The organism is Pseudomonas sp. LBUM1668 (assembly GCF_059695715.1).
Genome location: NZ_CP166787.1, coordinates 4,470,072 through 4,485,624, shown reverse-complemented (window position 1 = coordinate 4,485,624; position 15,553 = coordinate 4,470,072). Strand labels below are relative to the sequence as shown.

Below are 15,553 nucleotides of genomic sequence, written 5' to 3'. Positions count from 1 at the left end.
TAGAGTCATAGCTTGCAAAGGTAGCGCTGTCTGCGCGCTGAGGTGTTTCATGAATCATCCCATCACCGCCGTGGTCATCATGGGCGTTGCCGGTTGCGGCAAGACGTGCGTCAGCGAGGCCCTGTGCCAATTGAGCGGCGCCACTGCCATTGAAGGCGATACTTTCCATCCGGCCGCGAACATCGAAAAGATGAGCGCGGGGATCCCCCTGAACGACGACGACCGTGCCGGCTGGCTCGACAGCCTGTGCGAGGAACTGCGCCGCGTTGACGCCACGGGCCAGCGCCCGGTGCTGACCTGCTCGGCCCTCAAACACAGTTATCGCGAAATCCTGCGCAGTGCCTTGCCGGGCCTGGGCTTCGTGTTCCTTGAATTGACCCCTGAAGTTGCCGCCGAGCGTGTGTCTCATCGTCCGGGCCACTTCATGCCGGCCACGTTGATCGAAAGCCAGTTCGCCACCCTCGAATCGCCCAAAGGCGAGCCGTTGACCCTGGCGTTGAACGCTTCGATTCACAGCGTCGAAGAACTGGCAGAGCAAGCTCACGTCTGGTGGCAGGCCAATGGCCTGAAACAGGCGGTATGAGTGTGTTCATGCAGACAGCGCTGTCCTTACGACTTCTGATTAACCCGCTTTAATAACAACAACAAACCAGGAGACACCCCCAATGTTTGGCATGTCCCACGACGCCTACCTGCTGCTTGATGCAGTGGTCACGGTGATCGGACTTATCATCCTGATCACCAAGTTCAAGATTCACCCCTTCATTGCCCTGACCATCGCCGCCGCATTCCTCGGCCTGACGTCCGGCATGCCGATCGGCACCATCATCAAAGCGTTCCAGGACGGCTTTGGTGGCGTGCTCGGTTTCGTCGGCATCATCCTCGCGCTGGGCACCATGCTCGGCAAAATGATGGCCGAATCGGGCGGGGCAGATCAGATTGCCCAGACCCTGATTCGCGCGTTCGGCAAGGACAAAGTCCAGTGGGCAATGATGTTCGCCGCGTTCCTGGTGGGCATTCCGTTGTTCTTCGAAATCGGCTTCGTGCTGCTGATTCCGCTGGTGTTCATCGTTGCCCGCCGCACGGGCGTGTCGATCATCAAGATCGGTATCCCGCTGCTCGCCGGCCTGTCCGCCGTGCACGGTCTGGTGCCACCGCACCCGGGCCCGCTGCTGGCCATCGGCGTATTCGGTGCTGACATCGGCAAGACCATTCTCTACGGTCTGATCGTTGCGCTGCCGACTGCAATCATTGCCGGGCCGATCTTCGGTACGTTCATCGCCAAACATATTCCGGGTCACCCGAATCAGGAGCTGGTCGATCAACTGGCCCGCGAAAACGATACCGCTGTCCTGCCGAGCTTCAGCATCACCCTGATCACCGTGCTGCTGCCGGTATTCCTGATGCTGCTGAAGACCTTCGCTGACGTGGCGCTGCCGGACGGTAACTTCTTCCGCACCTGGATGGACATGATCGGTCACCCGATCTCGGCACTGCTGCTGGCGTTGCTGCTGTCGCTTTACACCTTCGGTTACAAGCAGGGCATCGGTTCCAACCAGATCCTCAAGTGGCTGGATGCGAGCCTGGCGCCAACCGCCGCGATCATCCTGATCATCGGTGCCGGCGGTGGCTTCAAGCAGATGTTGGTGACCAGCGGCGTGGGCGACGTGATCGGCCACATGGCGGTCAGCGCGCAGATCTCGCCGATCCTGCTGGCATGGCTGGTGGCGGCGGTGATCCGTATTGCTACCGGTTCGGCAACGGTCGCGACCATCACTGGCGCGGGCATTGTGGTGCCGGTGGTCGGGATGGTTCCGGGCGTTAACCGTGAGCTGCTGGTGCTGGCCACCGGTGCCGGTTCGTTGATCCTGTCCCACGTCAACGACGCCGGTTTCTGGCTGGTGAAGCAATACTTCAACATGACCGTGGCTGAGACGTTCAAGACCTGGACGGCGATGGAAACCATCCTCTCGGTGGTCGCGTTGGGCTTTATCCTGCTGTTGTCGATGTTCGTTTAACAGCAAACGCCAGACACAAAAAAACCGCAGCGATGCGGTTTTTTTGTGGGTGAAACCTTAAGGCTGAACACATCCCCCTTGTAGGAGTGAGCCTGCTCGCGATAGCGGTTAATCAGTGACATTTACGGTGACTGACACACCGCAATCGCGAGCAGGCTCACTCCTACAGGTTTTGTGTCAGGTAGCCGATTTCGGCGTGAGGCCATCCGCCCGGAACATCCCGCGAATGCCGCGCACAGCCTGGCGAATGCGGTCCTGGTTTTCGATCAGCGCGAAGCGCACGTGATCATCGCCATACTCACCAAACCCCACCCCCGGCGAGACGCAAACCTTGGCCTCGGCCAGCAGTTTCTTGGCGAATTCCAGCGAGCCCAAGTGCGCGTAAGCCTCGGGAATCTTCGCCCAGACGTACATCGAAGCCTTCGGGTTTTCAACCATCCAGCCCAGCTCATGCAGTCCCTTGACCAGCACATTGCGGCGCTGGCGATACTGCTCGGCGATGTCTTTCACGCACTGCTGATCGCCTTCCAGCGCAGCAATCGCGGCGACTTGCAGTGGGGTGAAAGTGCCGTAGTCGTGGTAGCTCTTGATCCGCGCCAAGGCGTTGACCAGTTCCGGGTTGCCGACCATGAAACCGATGCGCCAACCGGCCATGTTGTAGCTCTTGGACAGGGTGAAAAACTCCACCGCGATGTCCTTGGCGCCCGGCACTTGCATGATCGACGGGGCTTTCCAGCCGTCGTAGACGATGTCGGCGTAGGCCAGATCGTGGATCACCAGCACGTCGTACTGCTTGGCGAGGGCGATCACCCGTTCGAAGAAATCCAGTTCCACGCACTGCGCGGTCGGGTTCGACGGGAAGCCAAGGATCATCATTTTCGGCTTGGGGATCGAGCCGCGAATCGCCCGTTCCAGTTCGGCGAAGAAATCCACACCCGGCACCAGCGGCACCGAACGCACCTGGGCGCCGGCAATCACCGCGCCGTAGATGTGAATCGGGTAGCTCGGGTTCGGCACTAGCACCGTGTCGCCCTGATCCAGGGTCGCCAGCATCAGATGCGCCAGGCCTTCCTTGGAACCGATGGTGACAATGGCTTCGCTTTCCGGGTCGATATCGACTTCGTAGCGCTGCTTGTACCAATTGGAAATCGCCCGACGCAGGCGCGGAATGCCCTTGGACGTGGAATAACCGTGGGTGTCGTCACGCTGGGCGACCTGCACGAGTTTTTCGACAATGTGCGGCGGCGTGGCCCCGTCGGGGTTGCCCATGCTCAGGTCGATGATGTCTTCACCACGACGCCGCGCGGCCATTTTCAGCTCGGCGGTGATGTTGAAAACGTAAGGGGGGAGTCGATCTATGCGCGCAAAGCGGCGCGGCGAACCTTGTTCAGCCATTGTTGCCTCGGATAACGTAAGCGCCCGGAACCGTCCGAGCGACGCTGGTCACTGCGGTGACCTGTTGGCGAAGATAAGGGCAGGGATGGCAGACTGTCCAGCCTGTGCGTAAACAAATTTTTCCCAAGGAAATCGGTTGATGGAATTCACCAGCGGCTTTTTGCTGAGCCTTTCGCTGTGCCTGGATATCGGCGTGGCCAACATCGCAATGATCACGTTGGCGATGCAGCGCGGGTATTTTCAGGGCTTTGCGCTGGGCCTCGGCACCTGTGTCGGCGATTTGATCTACGCGGTGCTGGCGCTCGCCGGGATGACCGTGTTGCTGCAATACGAAACCGTGCGCTGGGTGCTGTGGATCGGCGGTTCGGCGCTGCTGATCTATTTCGCGGCGAAGATGATCTATTCGGCAATCCATCACGATGCGCTGTTGGCCGAGACGGCTGAGGTGGGGCACAACTCCCATCGCAAGGAGTTCCTGCGGGGGATCTTCCTTGCCATGTCATCGCCGAGCGCGATTCTCTGGTTCGCTGCGGTAGGCGGCACGTTGATCGCCCGTTCGGGTGGCGGCGGGCCTTTGAGCTCGGCGTTGTTCCTCGCCGGGTTTCTGTGCGCCGGGCTGGTGTGGTCGGCCGGTTTGTGCTTCGCTGCAAGCCATGGCGGCAGGCTCTTGGGCGATAAACTGCTGCGCTACTCCTACATGGCATCTGCAGCGATCTTCTGCTATTTCGCGGTTTACGTGATCGTATCTGGCTATAACGAGTTTGTCGGGTCGGGTGCGGCCGAGGCCCTGCATACGCTGTAATGTTGCGAATCGGGTTTGGCTTCTATACTCCCAGCCGAACCCACTTTTTTCGTTCCAGGAGTCGAGTCATGGATGAGCAAACACGCGTTGAAGTGGCAGAACCTCGCTTCGAACATGGACACTTCCTGCTGATCGCAGGGCTTGGCGGACGATTTACCCAGGACACCACCGATGGCATCCCCGCGCTGTGGGAAAAATTCATCCCGCATCTGGGCAAGATTCCCGGGCAAAAGAACGAAGTGACCTTCGGCGTCTGCTGCAATGCGGACGGCAAGGGTGGTTTCGAATACATCGCCGGGGTCGAGATCAGCAAGCTCGATGACCTGCCGGAGCAATACCGCTGGATCGAGGTGCAACCGCAGGATTACGCGGTGTTCGAGCACAAGGGCTCTCTCGACCAATTGCCGGCGACGTTCCAGCACATCTGGAAAACCTGGCTGCCGCAGTCCGGTCGCGAAGCGGCGGATGCGCCGGAGTTCGAGCGCTACAGCGAAGACTTCAATCCCATGTTGCATACCGGCACGCTGGAAATCTGGCTGCCGCTCAAGGTGTGACGCACGTTGATGGACGGATCAGCGATCCGTCCAGTCAACGCTTTCAACCACGCTTGCCCTTGCCCACACGTCGCGCCCGCAACAGGTCGATGCCCAGGGTGATAAAGCCGAACGTACTGATGCCCAACACCATTAACAGGCCGATTTCTACGCTGCTCATAAACGGGTTCCCCCAAGGGTAATCAGAGACACGCCACAGAAATAGCCGCCCGCGAGGCGCAAGAAAAGCGCTTATACGCAGGCTTTACGCTGCCCGCGCGGATCGATATGCACTCCTTATTCCTTTATGCTTTGCGCACTTTTCCCGCTGATTTCCGAGCTGCCATGAACACCGTTATCCGCAACGTCTCTGCCGCTGACCTGGATCGCTGCTACGCCATCGAAACCGTTGCCTACGAAGGCGATGAAGCCGCCACCCGCGAGAAGATCGCCACGCGCATTGCGACCTGGCCGGATGGTTTCATCGTTGCCGAGGTGGATGGCGAGGTCGCCGGGTTCGTCAACTCGGGCGCGGCGTTCGATGTGCAGATGTCGGATGAGGCGTTCAAGGAACTGATCGGCCATGATCCGGCGGGGCCGAACGTGGTGATCATGTCGGTGGTGGTGCACCCGGATTATCAAGGGCAGGGGCTGGCCAAGCGTTTGCTCGCGGAGTTCATTGAACGCATGCGCGGGATGGATAAAGCGACAATTCATTTGATGTGCAAGGAACAGCACATTGCGTTGTATGCCGGGTTTGGTTTTGCCTACATCAAGCCGTCGGAGTCCGACCATGGCGGGATGGCGTGGCACGAGATGATTCTGACCCTCTGACCCTCTGACCCTCTGACCCTCTGACCCTCTGATCCTCTGACTCTCTGGATCATTACCCCTGTAGGAGCTGCCGAAGGCTGCGATCTTTTGATCTTGCTTGTAAAAAACAGGATCAAAAGATCGCAGCCTTCGGCAGCTCCTACATGGGGGGCGTGGTGCGTCAGTAAAGGCTATCGCGGACCCTGGTCGGCGCTTCGCGGTCGTACGTGTCGGCGTCGAATTGCCCATCGTTCAGACGTTTATGAAAGGCGCCAGCCGTGGGCAGTGCCGAGCGCGGCAGATGCGTTTCAGGGTTCCACGCATCCGAACGCACAAACGCCTTCGAACAGTGGAAAAACGCCGCCTCCACCGTCACCAGCAACACCGTTTTCGCCGGTTTGCCGTTTACCGAAAAACTCTCCAGTAACGCCGGTTCATCACTGATCAACGCCGTGCCGTTGACCCGCAACGTCTCGCCAATCCCCGGAATGATGAACAACAGTGACACCCGTGGATCGTGCAGCACATTGCGCAAGGTATCGATGCGGTTGTTGCCCGGGCGGTCTGGCAGGGCCAGCGTGCGTTCATCGATGATCCGCACAAACCCCGGAGCATCACCGCGCGGCGAATTGTCGAGACCATCGGCCCCCACCGAGCTGACGATTACCAGCGGCGAGACCCGCACCATCGCCTGATAGTCTTCGTTGAGAAAAGTGATCTGCTTGCGCACCGCACGTTCGTGGGGCAAACCGTAAATAGCTTCCAGTGCTTCAATTGAATCGATCATCGTGCATCCCTCGATGACTTAGAAAAATAGCCCCATGCGCCGCTCGTAACCGATTCGGCCCTTGTACGCTTCGCCGCTGTCGACGTAGCCGTGTTTGGCGTACAGCGCGATGGCGGCATCGTTGTCGGCGTCCACCGACAGTTCCAGCCCCTTGATCTCCGGCCATGACTGGCGCGCAACCTCGGGCAACGCTTGCAGACACGCCTTGCCGTAACCCTTGCCCTGCGCCCGGCGATCGACCTGCAACGCATGCAGCGTGGCGCTGTGTTCATCGGCCCATGCCGGTAACACCGGCGGACGCTTGAGCAGCAGGAACGCCACCGGCACATCATCGGCCAGCAGTGCAAAACCCTTCACGCCAGGGCCGGGTTTCGACAGCAAGGTGTGCAGGGCGCCGTGGATGTCGCCGGAGAACTTGATTTGCTCGGGGTGGATTTCAATCGCCTCGACTTGCTCACGCTGCTGGGCGTTCAGGCTGTCGTACGGCACGAGTTGGGCTGACACGGGAATTTCCTTTTTCCTACAAAGATGAGCCTCGGATTCTAGCGACTTTGCCTCGTGCGGAATTTTTTTGTTTCAGTTGTCGATCGACCGATGCGCCGAACGACTAAGGGTGTCTTCACAACAAAAAACACGGAGAACACCATGAGCGCACAGTCTGAAATTCAAACCCTAATCAATACCTACCGCGACGCCGTCATGACCAAAGACGTGGAGAAAGTCATGGCGCTGTACGCCGATGACATCGTCTCGTTCGACGCGATCAAGGCCCTGCAATTCAAGGGCAAACGGGCCTACCGCGCGCACTGGGTGGATTGCATGCAAATGTGCCCCGGCCCGCACATCTTCGAGTTTCAGGAAGTCGTCATCGAAACTGCCGACAACATCGCCTTCGCCCACTGGGTCGCCAATTGCGGCGGCACCAACGAGAAGGGTGAAACCCAAAGCTGCTGGATGCGCGTCACCGCGTGCTATCGGCAGGTCGGCGGCGCGTGGCGGATTGCCCATGAACACTGGTCGGCACCGTTTGATCCGATGAGCGGCGCCACGCTGTTTGATGTGCAACCGTGATCTTCAGCCATAGTTGATCCGTTCGAATCAGGAGCACGCCATGAAATATCTATGCCTGGTCTACAGCGATGAACGCCTGCTGCATTCGTCGCCCGACAGCCCCGAAGACGCCGAATGCTGGGCCTATGCCGAGTCGATCCAGGGCAGCGGGCGGATGGTTGCCGCCGAGGCGCTGGAGTCGGTGCAGACCGCCACCACGGTACGTATGCGCAACGGTAAATTGTCGATCACCGATGGGCCGTTCGCCGAAACCAAGGAGCAACTGGCCGGCTTCTACCTGATCGACGCCAAGGATCTCAACGAAGCGATTCAGGTCGCCGGGAACATTCCGGCGGCCCGGGTCGGCAGCGTTGAAGTGCGCCCCGTGCGGCAGTTGAATGTCTGAGGTCCGGGCGCGGGTCGAGCAGGTCTATCGCGAAGACTCGCGGCGGATTCTGGCGACCTTGATCCGCCTGCTCGGCGATTTCGACCTCGCCGAAGAAGCCTTGCACGAGGCGTTCTTCGTCGCGGTCGAGCGTTGGCAGCGTGACGGCGTGCCGGACAATCCGCGCACCTGGCTGGTGTCGACCGGGCGCTTCAAGGCAATCGACGTGTTACGCCGCCGCGCACGCTTCAAAGCCTCGCAGCCATTGTTGCTGGCGCAACTGGAAGAACTCGAAGATGCCGACTGGAGCGACGAAGACGTGGAAGACGATCGCCTGCGGCTGATCTTCACCTGCTGTCACCCGGCGCTGGCGGCGGATGCGCAAGTGCCGCTGACCTTGCGTGAAGTCTGCGACCTGACCACCGAGGAAATCGCCCGCGCATTTCTCTCGGCGCCGGCGGCCATTGCCCAACGCATCGTGCGCGCGAAAGCCAAGATCCGAGACGCGAAAATCCCTTATCAAGTCCCCAGCCTGAGCGAACTGCCCGAGCGCCTCGACAGTGTGCTGCGGGTGATTTATCTGGTGTTCAACGAAGGGTATTCGGCGTCGATGGGGGCTGAGCTGACCCGCGAAGATCTGACCCGTGAAGCGATCCGGCTCGGGCGATTGCTAATGGAATTGTTGCCGGAGCCCGAGGTGATGGGGTTGCTGGCATTGATGCTGCTGCACGAGTCCCGCCGCCCGGCGCGCACCTCGCCCGATGGCGAGTTGGTGCTGCTGGACGATCAGGATCGCTCGCAGTGGGATGCTGAGTTGATCGCTGAAGGTTGTGCGTTGGTGGAGCGGGCGCTGACCACACGACGATTTGGGCCGTATTGCCTGCAAGCGGCGATTGCCGCCGTACACGCCGAGGCGCCAACCGCTGAGGAAACCGATTGGCAGCAGATCGTCGGTCTGTATGACGTGCTGTTGCGGGCGATGCCGTCGCCGGTGATCGAGTTGAATCGCGCGGTGGCGGTGGCCAAGCGGGATGGGGCGTTGGCGGGGCTGACGCTGATCGAAGGGATTATGGATCGCGGTGAGTTGCAGGATTATCACTTGGCGCATTCGGCGCGGGCGGAGTTTTGTCGGCAGTTGGGCAGGGCGGAGGAGGCGCGGGTGGCTTATTTGCGGGCGCTGGAATTGACGCGGCAAGAGCCTGAGCGGCGGTTTATCGAGGCGCGCTTAAACCAACTACCGACACCCAACCCCCTGTAGGAACTGCCGAAGGCTGCAATCTTTTAACGTTGATTTTCTTCAATCAACAACAAGATCAAAAGATCGCAGCCTTCGGCAGCTCTTACATGGGTTGCAACTGTATTCGGCAGCTCCTACATGGGTTGTAACTGTAGGAGCTGCGGCACGCTGCGATCTTTTGATCTATTCCAGCATCTTGCCCAACAACCAGCTCCCCGCCGGCCCCGGCGGATATAGCCGCGACCACAAGGCATCGACAAACACCGGTTTCGGCCAGCCGCGCACTGTCAGCTCTACCAGCGTGCCATTGCCGAAACGCCCCACCAGCCAGCGCGGCAGCGGCGCCCAGCCGAAACCCATTTCGGCCATTTCCATCAGCATCAGATAACTCGGCGCCGACCAGACGCGACCCTTGGCGCGACTGTCGTAGGGATTGACGATCGTCGCCAGACGCAACTCGCGATGCTGCTCCAGGATTGGCTGATCGACGTGCTCCAGTGTCGCCAGCGCATGTTCGCGACTGACGAACAGCGCAATATCAGTGCGCTCAGCCACGGTCGAGGTCACCAGATCCGGCGGGTAATTGTCCTGCATCTCTGCAAACGCCAGATGCGCCCGACCGCGCTGCACCAGTTCGATCAAGTCATCGCATTCGGCGATCAGGCATTCGAGTTCCAGATCCGGATAGCGCTGTTCAAAACCGAACAGCGCCGCTTCGAAACGCGCGGATTGATAGGTGTCGGAAATCGCCACGGTCAATTTCGGCTCAACACCTTGGGACAATTGCCGTGCAGTCATTTCCAGACGACTGTTGGCCGTAAGAATCGCCTCGGCGCGTTGCAGCATCATATGGCCGGCGGGCGTCAGCGTCGGTTTGCGGCTGCTGCGATCAAACAACACCAGGTCCAGATCAATCTCCAGACTCGCCACCGCCGCACTGATGGTCGACTGACTGCGCCCGAGTTTGCGCGCCGCCGCCGAAAACGATCCTTGGGTCGCCGCTTGGACAAACGCCAAAAGCACTTCTTGCGAGGCCATGAACTATCGCCTTGATCGATGGTTATTGGTTTTGAAGTATCGATGCGAGGGCAGATCATGGCAACCATCTTCACTCAAGGACTCAGGCCATGACTGCCCAAAAATCCATCACTGAACGTATCTTCCAGGCTGTCGGTTTCGAATTGCTGGCGATTCTGATCTGCACGCCGTTGCTGGCGTGGATCATGAAAAAACCGATGCTTGAAATGGGCGCGGTGACGGTGCTGATCGCGATGCTGGCGCTGGGCTGGAACGTGGTGTTCAACCGGTTTTTCGACCGCATGCTCGAGCGCATGAATGTCGCCCATAACGCTTGGGTGCGGGTGGTTCACGCCTTGCTGTTCGAGGGTGGTTTGATCGTGATGGGCGTGCCGCTGATTGCCTGGTGGCTGTCGGTCAGCCTGTGGCAGGCGTTTTTGCTCGACATCGGCGTGTTGCTGTTTTTCCTGCCGTATACCTACGTTTATCACTGGGGCTACGACGTACTCCGCGAGCGCTTCCTGACCCGTCGTGTCTGTGAGGGTTAACCAAAAACTGTGGCAAATATAAAACCTGTGGCGAGGGGATTTATCCCCGATGGGTTGCGAAGCAGCCCCAGAAAATGGGCCTGCTGCGCAGTCCATCGGGGATAAATCCCCTCGCCACAATGGCTATTTCCACAAAAGTTTTAGTGAGGCTTAGAGAAACATCCCCCCCGACGCCTCAACCCGCTGACCATTGATCCACTGCGCGCCCGGCGACAGCAACAACGCCAGTGCTCCGCCGATATCATCCGGCTGCCCCGCGCGGCCCAGCGCGGTGTTCTCGGCGACCATCGCATTTACCGCCGAATTGTCGCGCACCGCACCGCCACCAAAGTCGGTTTCGATGGCGCCGGGTGCCAGGGTATTTACGGTGATCTGGCGTGAGCCCAACTCCTTGGCCTGATAGCGGGTCAGCACTTCCATCGCGCCTTTCATCGCCGCATAGGCACTGGCGCCCGGAATGCTGAACCGTGCGAGACCGCTGGACACGTTGATGATCCGCCCGCCGTCGTTAATCAGCGACAGCAGTTGCTGAGTCAGGAAGAACGGCCCTTTGAAGTGCACGTTCATCAACATGTCGAATTGCTCGACGGTGGTTTCGGCGAAGCTCACATGCAGACCGACCCCGGCGTTGTTGATCAGAAAATCGAAACGCTGACGTTCGAACTGCTGCTGCAACACCTGTTCGACCTGCGTACCGAATGCGCCAAAGCTGTCGCTGCGGCCGACGTCCAGTTGCAGCATCACGGCTTTTGCGCCGAGTTTTTCCAGTTCGACGACCAGCGCCTGCGCTTCGTCCGCCCGGCTGTGATAAGTGCCGATGATGTCCACGCCCTGAGCGGCGAGGTGCAGTGCTGCGTTCTTGCCCAGGCCACGGCTGGCGCCGGTGATCAATGCGATTTTGCGGCTCATGTGAAGTCCTCGATTGCGGTGAGTGGTGATGGATCAAAGTTTATTTATCCGCCCTGGGGTGATAAACAGGCTTAAACCGGAATCACTGGTCGGTTAAGTCGAACAATCAAAGAGCTCCCCCCCCATGAACAAACTGGAACTGCTGCGCACCTTCGTCCGGGTCAGTGAGTTATCGAGTTTCACCCTCGCCGGGGAAAGCCTCGGGCTGCCACGTTCGACGGTGTCCGAACAGGTGCAAGCGCTGGAAGCGCTGCTCGGCACGCGCTTGCTGCAACGCACCACGCGTAAGGTGCAGGCAACGCAAGACGGTTTGGTGTTGTACCAACGCAGCAAGGATCTGCTCTCGCACATGGACGAGATCGAAGGCTTGTTCCGGCAGGACGAGGCCTCACTGACGGGGCGTATTCGCGTCGACATGCCGAACATTCTGTCGCGGCGTCTGGTCATGCCGCGGCTGCCGCAGTTCATGGATCGTCATCCGAATCTGGAACTGGAAATCAGCAGCACCGACCGCCGCGTCGACCTGCTCAGCGAGGGTTTCGATTGTGTGGTGCGCATTGGCGCGCAGCCGGATCAATCCGTGGTGGCGCGGCACCTTGGCGACTTCCCGATGATCAATTGCGCCAGTCCCGCGTATCTCGCGCGCTATGGTGTGCCGCAGACACTGGAAGATCTGGCGCAGCATCGCCTGGTGCATTACGTCGGCGTACTGGGTTCGCGTTCGGAAGGGTTTGTCTACGAGCAGGACGGTCAGGTTCGGCGCTTGCCAATGGCTGGCAGCGTGACGGTCAACAGCACCGACGCCTACGAGTCGGCATGTCTGGGCGGCTTCGGTCTGGTACAGGTCCCGCGCACGGGGATGCAGCCACATCTGGACAACGGCGAACTGGTGACCGTGTTGCCGCAATTCACCGCGCCGTCGATGGGAATTTCGTTGCTGTATGCGCGGCAACGGCATTTGCCGCTGCGGGTGCGGGTGTTCATGGATTGGCTGGGGGATGTAATCCGCTCAACCCTCTGACCCACCCTGGCCGTCTGTAGGAGCTGCCGAAGGCTGCGATCTTTTGATCTAAAAAAAAGATCAAAAGATCGCAGCCTTCGGCAGCTCCTACAGGGGGATCATTTTGGTCAGAAGATTTGGGTGAACAGCCAGTAGAGGCTACCCGACAACAAGATCGCCGCCGGCAGCGTCAGCACCCACGCCATCAGCAGATTACGGATGGTCCTCATCTGCAATCCACCGCCATTGGCGACCATGGTCCCGGCCACGCCCGAGGACAGCACATGCGTCGTCGACACCGGCAAACCAAACATGTCCGCTGCACCAATGGTCAGCATCGCCACGGTTTCCGCCGAGGCGCCTTGCGCGTAGGTCAGGTGGGTTTTGCCGATCTTCTCGCCGACCGTCACCACGATGCGTTTCCAGCCGACCATGGTGCCGAGCCCCAATGCGATAGCGACGGCGATCTTCACCCACAGCGGGATAAACCGTGTGGCGTTGTCGATCTGTTGCTTGAACAGTTGCAGCTTGCCAGCGGTGTCGGCGTCGAAGTTGCCGACCTTGTTCTTGTCCATCAGGCGAATCGATTCGCTGGCCAGGTACATGTCGTTGCGCACGTTGCCCATCGCCTCGGCCGGGACTTTCGCCAGTGAACCGTAGCCTTTGACTTCCTCGCCGATGTGCCCAATCAGGGCGGCGAGAGCGGGGATCAGTTGCGGCGTGGCTTCCTTGCTGCGCATGTACTCCGTGAGGATCGGGCGCGGATCGGCAGGTGCCGGCTGCGGCGCACTTTTCACCAGGGCTTGTTGGGTGACTTGCGCCACGGCGGCGAACTGCAGCGATTGTTCTTCGGGCATGGTGCGGTTCAATGCATAGGCCATCGGCAAGGTGCCGACCAGAATCAGCATGATCAGGCCCATGCCTTTCTGGCCGTCGTTGGAGCCGTGGGCGAACGACACGCCGGTGCAGGTGAGGATCAGCAGACCACGAATCCACCATGGCGGCGGGGTGTTGCCTTTCGGTGCCTTGTACAGCGCGCGATTCTTCACGAATGCGCGCAACGCCAGCAGCAACAGCGCCGCACAACCGAAACCCACCAGCGGCGAGAGCAGCAACGCGTAACCAATCTTGGTGGCCTGCGCCCAATCGACACCGCTGGTGCCGTCGCGGCCATGCATCAAGGCATTGGCCACGCCGACGCCGATGATCGAACCGATCAAGGTGTGCGACGACGAGGCCGGCAAACCCAGCCACCAGGTGCCGAGGTTCCACAGGATCGCTGCGATCAACAGGGCGAAGATCATCGCGAAACCAGCAGACGAGCCGACCTGCAGAATCAGCTCCACCGGCAGTAGCGCGATGATGCCGAACGCCACCGCTCCGCTCGATAGCAACACGCCGAGGAAGTTGAAAAAACCCGACCAGACCACCGCCACATTCGGCGGTAGCGAGTGGGTGTAGATCACCGTAGCCACGGCGTTGGCGGTATCGTGGAAACCGTTGACGAACTCAAAACCCAGCGCAATCACCAACGCCACGCCGAGCAGCAGAAATGGCGTCCAGGTGGTGACCGTCGTGCCGAGTTCCTGCATGTCGTGCATCAGGCTGTAGGCGGTGAACAGCATCCCCATGGCCAGCACCGCGAAAAACAATACGTAGGTGAACGGGCCGGTTTTCTTGTCGAGGGCGGGCCTGCCGCTGGCGGCGGACGTTGGGCTGGCGGTCAGGGAGGGAGTAGCCATGAGAGGACAATCCTGAGCGAGGGAAGGAATGTCGCCCATGATCGTTGCAGAATGTTACAGAGAGACTGCTTCAGGTCAGTGTTTGGATGAATCGCTAGAGGCAAAGTCAAAAGATCGCAGCCTTCGGCAGCTCCTACAGTGGCAGTGTAGGAGCTGCCGAAGGCTGCGATCTTTTGATCTTAATAATCTCCACGCTTACGAAACGCCCACCGCCCCGCAATCACCGTAAATGTCGCCACCAGCGCCACCAATATCCAGAACCCATGCGCGTCCTGCGACAGCGGCACGCCACCGACATTCATCCCGAAGAAACCGGCAATGATGTTGATCGGCAGCGCCAGCACCGTCACCACGGTCAGGGTGAACAGCGTGCGGTTGCTCTGTTCGTTGAGGTTGGCGGCGATTTCTTCCTGCAACAGTTTGATGCGCTCGCCGAGGGCAGTGAGGTCATTGATGATCAGCGCAAACTCCTCGGTGGATTTGCGCAGTTCCTTGACGTCCTCCTTCTGCAACCACGGCGGCGGGCGGTTGAGCAAGCGCAGTAACGAACCCGGCTCCAATGCCAGCAGCCGTTGCAATCTCACCAGCACTCGGCGGTTGGCACCGAGTTCGGCGCGGTTGGTCGACAGGCGCGAGGAGAGCAACTCGTCTTCGATCGTATCAACACTCAGGCTGGTCTTGCGCACGATCTGCGTCAGCACTTCGCCCTGATCGCGCAGCAGGTGCACGAGCAATTCCGAGGGCGAACGAAAACGCTCACCGGCCTTCACCGATGAGCGCAATTTATCCACCGAGTGCAGCGGTTGCAGGCGCGCACTGACAATCAGTTTACTGCGCACGCACACCCACAGCGTCGACACGTCCGACGACACCATGCTGCTGAGGTTGAACACCACATCGTTGACCACCGCCAGCAACGCCGAGTCGACGTGCTCGATGCGCGTCGAACGCGAACCTTCGTGCAGCGCCTCGAAAAATTCTTCGGGCAGTTGCAGATGGCTTTTCATCCAGCGCTCGCACGCGGCGTGGGCCAGATTCAAGTGCAGCCAGAGGAATTCACCACTGTCGCTGTCGTCCTGCAAACAACGCAGTGCCGTCGCCGAATCGACTTCGCGGCCACGTTCCCCAGGCAGGAAACGAAAACCGTAGAGCAAACCGAACAGGTCAGGATCGCGATGGCTGATATCGAGGCTGTGGTTCATGGAGGCTCGCTGCGAGGAGGGCGCTGGGCGGGATTTTCAGATTCACCTGTGCCGGATCATCGCAATGTCACATGACGTTTGTGTGACGGCAAAATGACGTCAAATCATAGCGTTA

At 59.7% G+C, this 15,553-nt stretch carries 17 protein-coding genes; 10 read left to right on the top strand and 7 right to left on the bottom strand.

Annotated elements, in window-relative coordinates; genetic code table 11:
* Window positions 1-49: 49 nt before the first annotated feature.
* On the top strand, window positions 50-583 hold the full coding sequence (locus tag ACA061_RS20255; protein WP_497299928.1) for a gluconokinase: 534 nt from the start codon (window positions 50-52) through the stop codon (window positions 581-583).
* Window positions 584-665: 82 nt separating this feature from the next.
* Window positions 666-2,018 carry a GntT/GntP/DsdX family permease gene (locus ACA061_RS20250; RefSeq protein WP_042560582.1) on the top strand — a complete coding sequence of 451 codons (1,353 nt, stop codon included), beginning with the start codon at window positions 666-668 and terminating at the stop codon, window positions 2,016-2,018.
* 177 nt (window positions 2,019-2,195) lie between these two features.
* Here ACA061_RS20250 and alaC read toward each other — a convergent pair whose 3' ends face one another.
* A complete protein-coding gene (gene alaC, locus ACA061_RS20245) occupies window positions 2,196-3,413 on the bottom strand; it encodes an alanine transaminase (RefSeq protein WP_150601597.1) in 1,218 nt (405 codons plus the stop codon).
* A 139-nt stretch (window positions 3,414-3,552) separates the two neighbouring features.
* Between alaC and ACA061_RS20240 the strand changes: the two genes are divergently transcribed.
* From ACA061_RS20240 to ACA061_RS20230, 3 genes are all read left to right on the top strand, one after another.
* Entirely contained in the window at window positions 3,553-4,215 is a 663-nt protein-coding gene (locus tag ACA061_RS20240; RefSeq protein WP_210554112.1) for a LysE family translocator, read from the top strand.
* A gap of 68 nt (window positions 4,216-4,283) precedes the next feature.
* Window positions 4,284-4,769: a GyrI-like domain-containing protein gene (locus ACA061_RS20235; RefSeq protein WP_497299927.1), complete on the top strand. Its 486-nt coding sequence runs from the start codon at window positions 4,284-4,286 to the stop codon at window positions 4,767-4,769.
* Window positions 4,770-5,093: 324 nt separating this feature from the next.
* The gene (locus ACA061_RS20230; RefSeq protein WP_497299926.1) at window positions 5,094-5,582 is read left to right on the top strand and encodes a GNAT family N-acetyltransferase; all 489 of its coding nucleotides are present in this window, start codon (window positions 5,094-5,096) and stop codon (window positions 5,580-5,582) included.
* A gap of 160 nt (window positions 5,583-5,742) precedes the next feature.
* On the opposite strand, the gene ACA061_RS20225 is transcribed toward ACA061_RS20230, so the two are convergent.
* Window positions 5,743-6,348 carry a pyridoxamine 5'-phosphate oxidase family protein gene (locus ACA061_RS20225; protein ID WP_210700307.1) on the bottom strand — a complete coding sequence of 202 codons (606 nt, stop codon included), beginning with the start codon at window positions 6,346-6,348 and terminating at the stop codon, window positions 5,743-5,745.
* Window positions 6,349-6,366: 18 nt separating this feature from the next.
* On the bottom strand, window positions 6,367-6,852 hold the full coding sequence (locus tag ACA061_RS20220; protein ID WP_150601593.1) for a GNAT family N-acetyltransferase: 486 nt from the start codon (window positions 6,850-6,852) through the stop codon (window positions 6,367-6,369).
* 141 nt (window positions 6,853-6,993) lie between these two features.
* Here ACA061_RS20220 and ACA061_RS20215 point away from each other — a divergent pair, with 141 nt between their 5' ends.
* The 3 genes from ACA061_RS20215 to ACA061_RS20205 are packed head-to-tail and all read left to right on the top strand — an operon-like array spanning window position 6,994 to window position 9,041.
* A complete protein-coding gene (locus tag ACA061_RS20215; protein ID WP_497299925.1) occupies window positions 6,994-7,419 on the top strand; it encodes a YybH family protein in 426 nt (141 codons plus the stop codon).
* 40 nt (window positions 7,420-7,459) lie between these two features.
* Window positions 7,460-7,804 (top strand): YciI family protein, encoded by a 345-nt coding sequence (locus ACA061_RS20210; RefSeq protein WP_008081988.1) that lies wholly within the window; start codon window positions 7,460-7,462, stop codon window positions 7,802-7,804.
* The gene (locus ACA061_RS20205) at window positions 7,797-9,041 is read left to right on the top strand and encodes an RNA polymerase sigma factor (RefSeq protein WP_497299924.1); all 1,245 of its coding nucleotides are present in this window, start codon (window positions 7,797-7,799) and stop codon (window positions 9,039-9,041) included. Before ACA061_RS20210 ends, ACA061_RS20205 begins: the two co-directional genes overlap by 8 nt.
* 162 nt (window positions 9,042-9,203) lie before the next feature.
* Here ACA061_RS20205 and ACA061_RS20200 read toward each other — a convergent pair whose 3' ends face one another.
* Complete coding sequence (locus ACA061_RS20200) at window positions 9,204-10,058, bottom strand: LysR family transcriptional regulator (protein WP_497299923.1); 855 nt, start codon at window positions 10,056-10,058, stop codon at window positions 9,204-9,206.
* Between the two features lie 89 nt (window positions 10,059-10,147).
* On the opposite strand from ACA061_RS20200, the gene ACA061_RS20195 reads away from it, so the two are divergent.
* Entirely contained in the window at window positions 10,148-10,585 is a 438-nt protein-coding gene (locus ACA061_RS20195; RefSeq protein WP_497299922.1) for a multidrug/biocide efflux PACE transporter, read from the top strand.
* A 150-nt stretch (window positions 10,586-10,735) separates the two neighbouring features.
* Here the strand turns inward: ACA061_RS20195 and ACA061_RS20190 are convergent, their stop codons facing one another.
* A complete protein-coding gene (locus tag ACA061_RS20190) occupies window positions 10,736-11,494 on the bottom strand; it encodes an SDR family NAD(P)-dependent oxidoreductase (protein ID WP_210554105.1) in 759 nt (252 codons plus the stop codon).
* A 124-nt stretch (window positions 11,495-11,618) separates the two neighbouring features.
* On the opposite strand from ACA061_RS20190, the gene ACA061_RS20185 reads away from it, so the two are divergent.
* Window positions 11,619-12,515: a LysR family transcriptional regulator gene (locus ACA061_RS20185; RefSeq protein ID WP_150601587.1), complete on the top strand. Its 897-nt coding sequence runs from the start codon at window positions 11,619-11,621 to the stop codon at window positions 12,513-12,515.
* Between the two features lie 107 nt (window positions 12,516-12,622).
* Here the strand turns inward: ACA061_RS20185 and ACA061_RS20180 are convergent, their stop codons facing one another.
* Together ACA061_RS20180 and ACA061_RS20175 are read right to left on the bottom strand one after the other, a co-directional pair.
* Window positions 12,623-14,236, bottom strand: a complete 1,614-nt coding sequence (locus tag ACA061_RS20180; protein WP_150616114.1) for an inorganic phosphate transporter — start codon at window positions 14,234-14,236, stop codon at window positions 12,623-12,625.
* Between the two features lie 179 nt (window positions 14,237-14,415).
* Window positions 14,416-15,438, bottom strand: coding sequence for a transporter (locus ACA061_RS20175; protein ID WP_497299921.1), 1,023 nt, complete (start codon window positions 15,436-15,438; stop codon window positions 14,416-14,418).
* Window positions 15,439-15,553 lie beyond the last annotated feature (115 nt).

Excerpts from the sequence above, each read along its gene's own strand:
- ACA061_RS20180 (WP_150616114.1), bottom strand. The coding sequence starts at position 14,236 with ATGGCTACTCCCTCCCTGACCGCCAGCCCAACGTCCGCCGCCAGCGGC.
- ACA061_RS20205 (WP_497299924.1), top strand. The coding sequence starts at position 7,797 with ATGTCTGAGGTCCGGGCGCGGGTCGAGCAGGTCTATCGCGAAGACTCG.
- ACA061_RS20175 (WP_497299921.1), bottom strand. The coding sequence starts at position 15,438 with ATGAACCACAGCCTCGATATCAGCCATCGCGATCCTGACCTGTTCGGT.
- ACA061_RS20200 (WP_497299923.1), bottom strand. The coding sequence starts at position 10,058 with ATGGCCTCGCAAGAAGTGCTTTTGGCGTTTGTCCAAGCGGCGACCCAA.
- ACA061_RS20240 (WP_210554112.1), top strand. The coding sequence starts at position 3,553 with ATGGAATTCACCAGCGGCTTTTTGCTGAGCCTTTCGCTGTGCCTGGAT.
- ACA061_RS20230 (WP_497299926.1), top strand. The coding sequence starts at position 5,094 with ATGAACACCGTTATCCGCAACGTCTCTGCCGCTGACCTGGATCGCTGC.
- ACA061_RS20190 (WP_210554105.1), bottom strand. The coding sequence starts at position 11,494 with ATGAGCCGCAAAATCGCATTGATCACCGGCGCCAGCCGTGGCCTGGGC.
- ACA061_RS20235 (WP_497299927.1), top strand. The coding sequence starts at position 4,284 with ATGGATGAGCAAACACGCGTTGAAGTGGCAGAACCTCGCTTCGAACAT.
- ACA061_RS20255 (WP_497299928.1), top strand. The coding sequence starts at position 50 with ATGAATCATCCCATCACCGCCGTGGTCATCATGGGCGTTGCCGGTTGC.
- ACA061_RS20195 (WP_497299922.1), top strand. The coding sequence starts at position 10,148 with ATGACTGCCCAAAAATCCATCACTGAACGTATCTTCCAGGCTGTCGGT.
- ACA061_RS20250 (WP_042560582.1), top strand. The coding sequence starts at position 666 with ATGTTTGGCATGTCCCACGACGCCTACCTGCTGCTTGATGCAGTGGTC.
- ACA061_RS20185 (WP_150601587.1), top strand. The coding sequence starts at position 11,619 with ATGAACAAACTGGAACTGCTGCGCACCTTCGTCCGGGTCAGTGAGTTA.
- ACA061_RS20215 (WP_497299925.1), top strand. The coding sequence starts at position 6,994 with ATGAGCGCACAGTCTGAAATTCAAACCCTAATCAATACCTACCGCGAC.
- alaC (WP_150601597.1), bottom strand. The coding sequence starts at position 3,413 with ATGGCTGAACAAGGTTCGCCGCGCCGCTTTGCGCGCATAGATCGACTC.
- ACA061_RS20210 (WP_008081988.1), top strand. The coding sequence starts at position 7,460 with ATGAAATATCTATGCCTGGTCTACAGCGATGAACGCCTGCTGCATTCG.
- ACA061_RS20225 (WP_210700307.1), bottom strand. The coding sequence starts at position 6,348 with ATGATCGATTCAATTGAAGCACTGGAAGCTATTTACGGTTTGCCCCAC.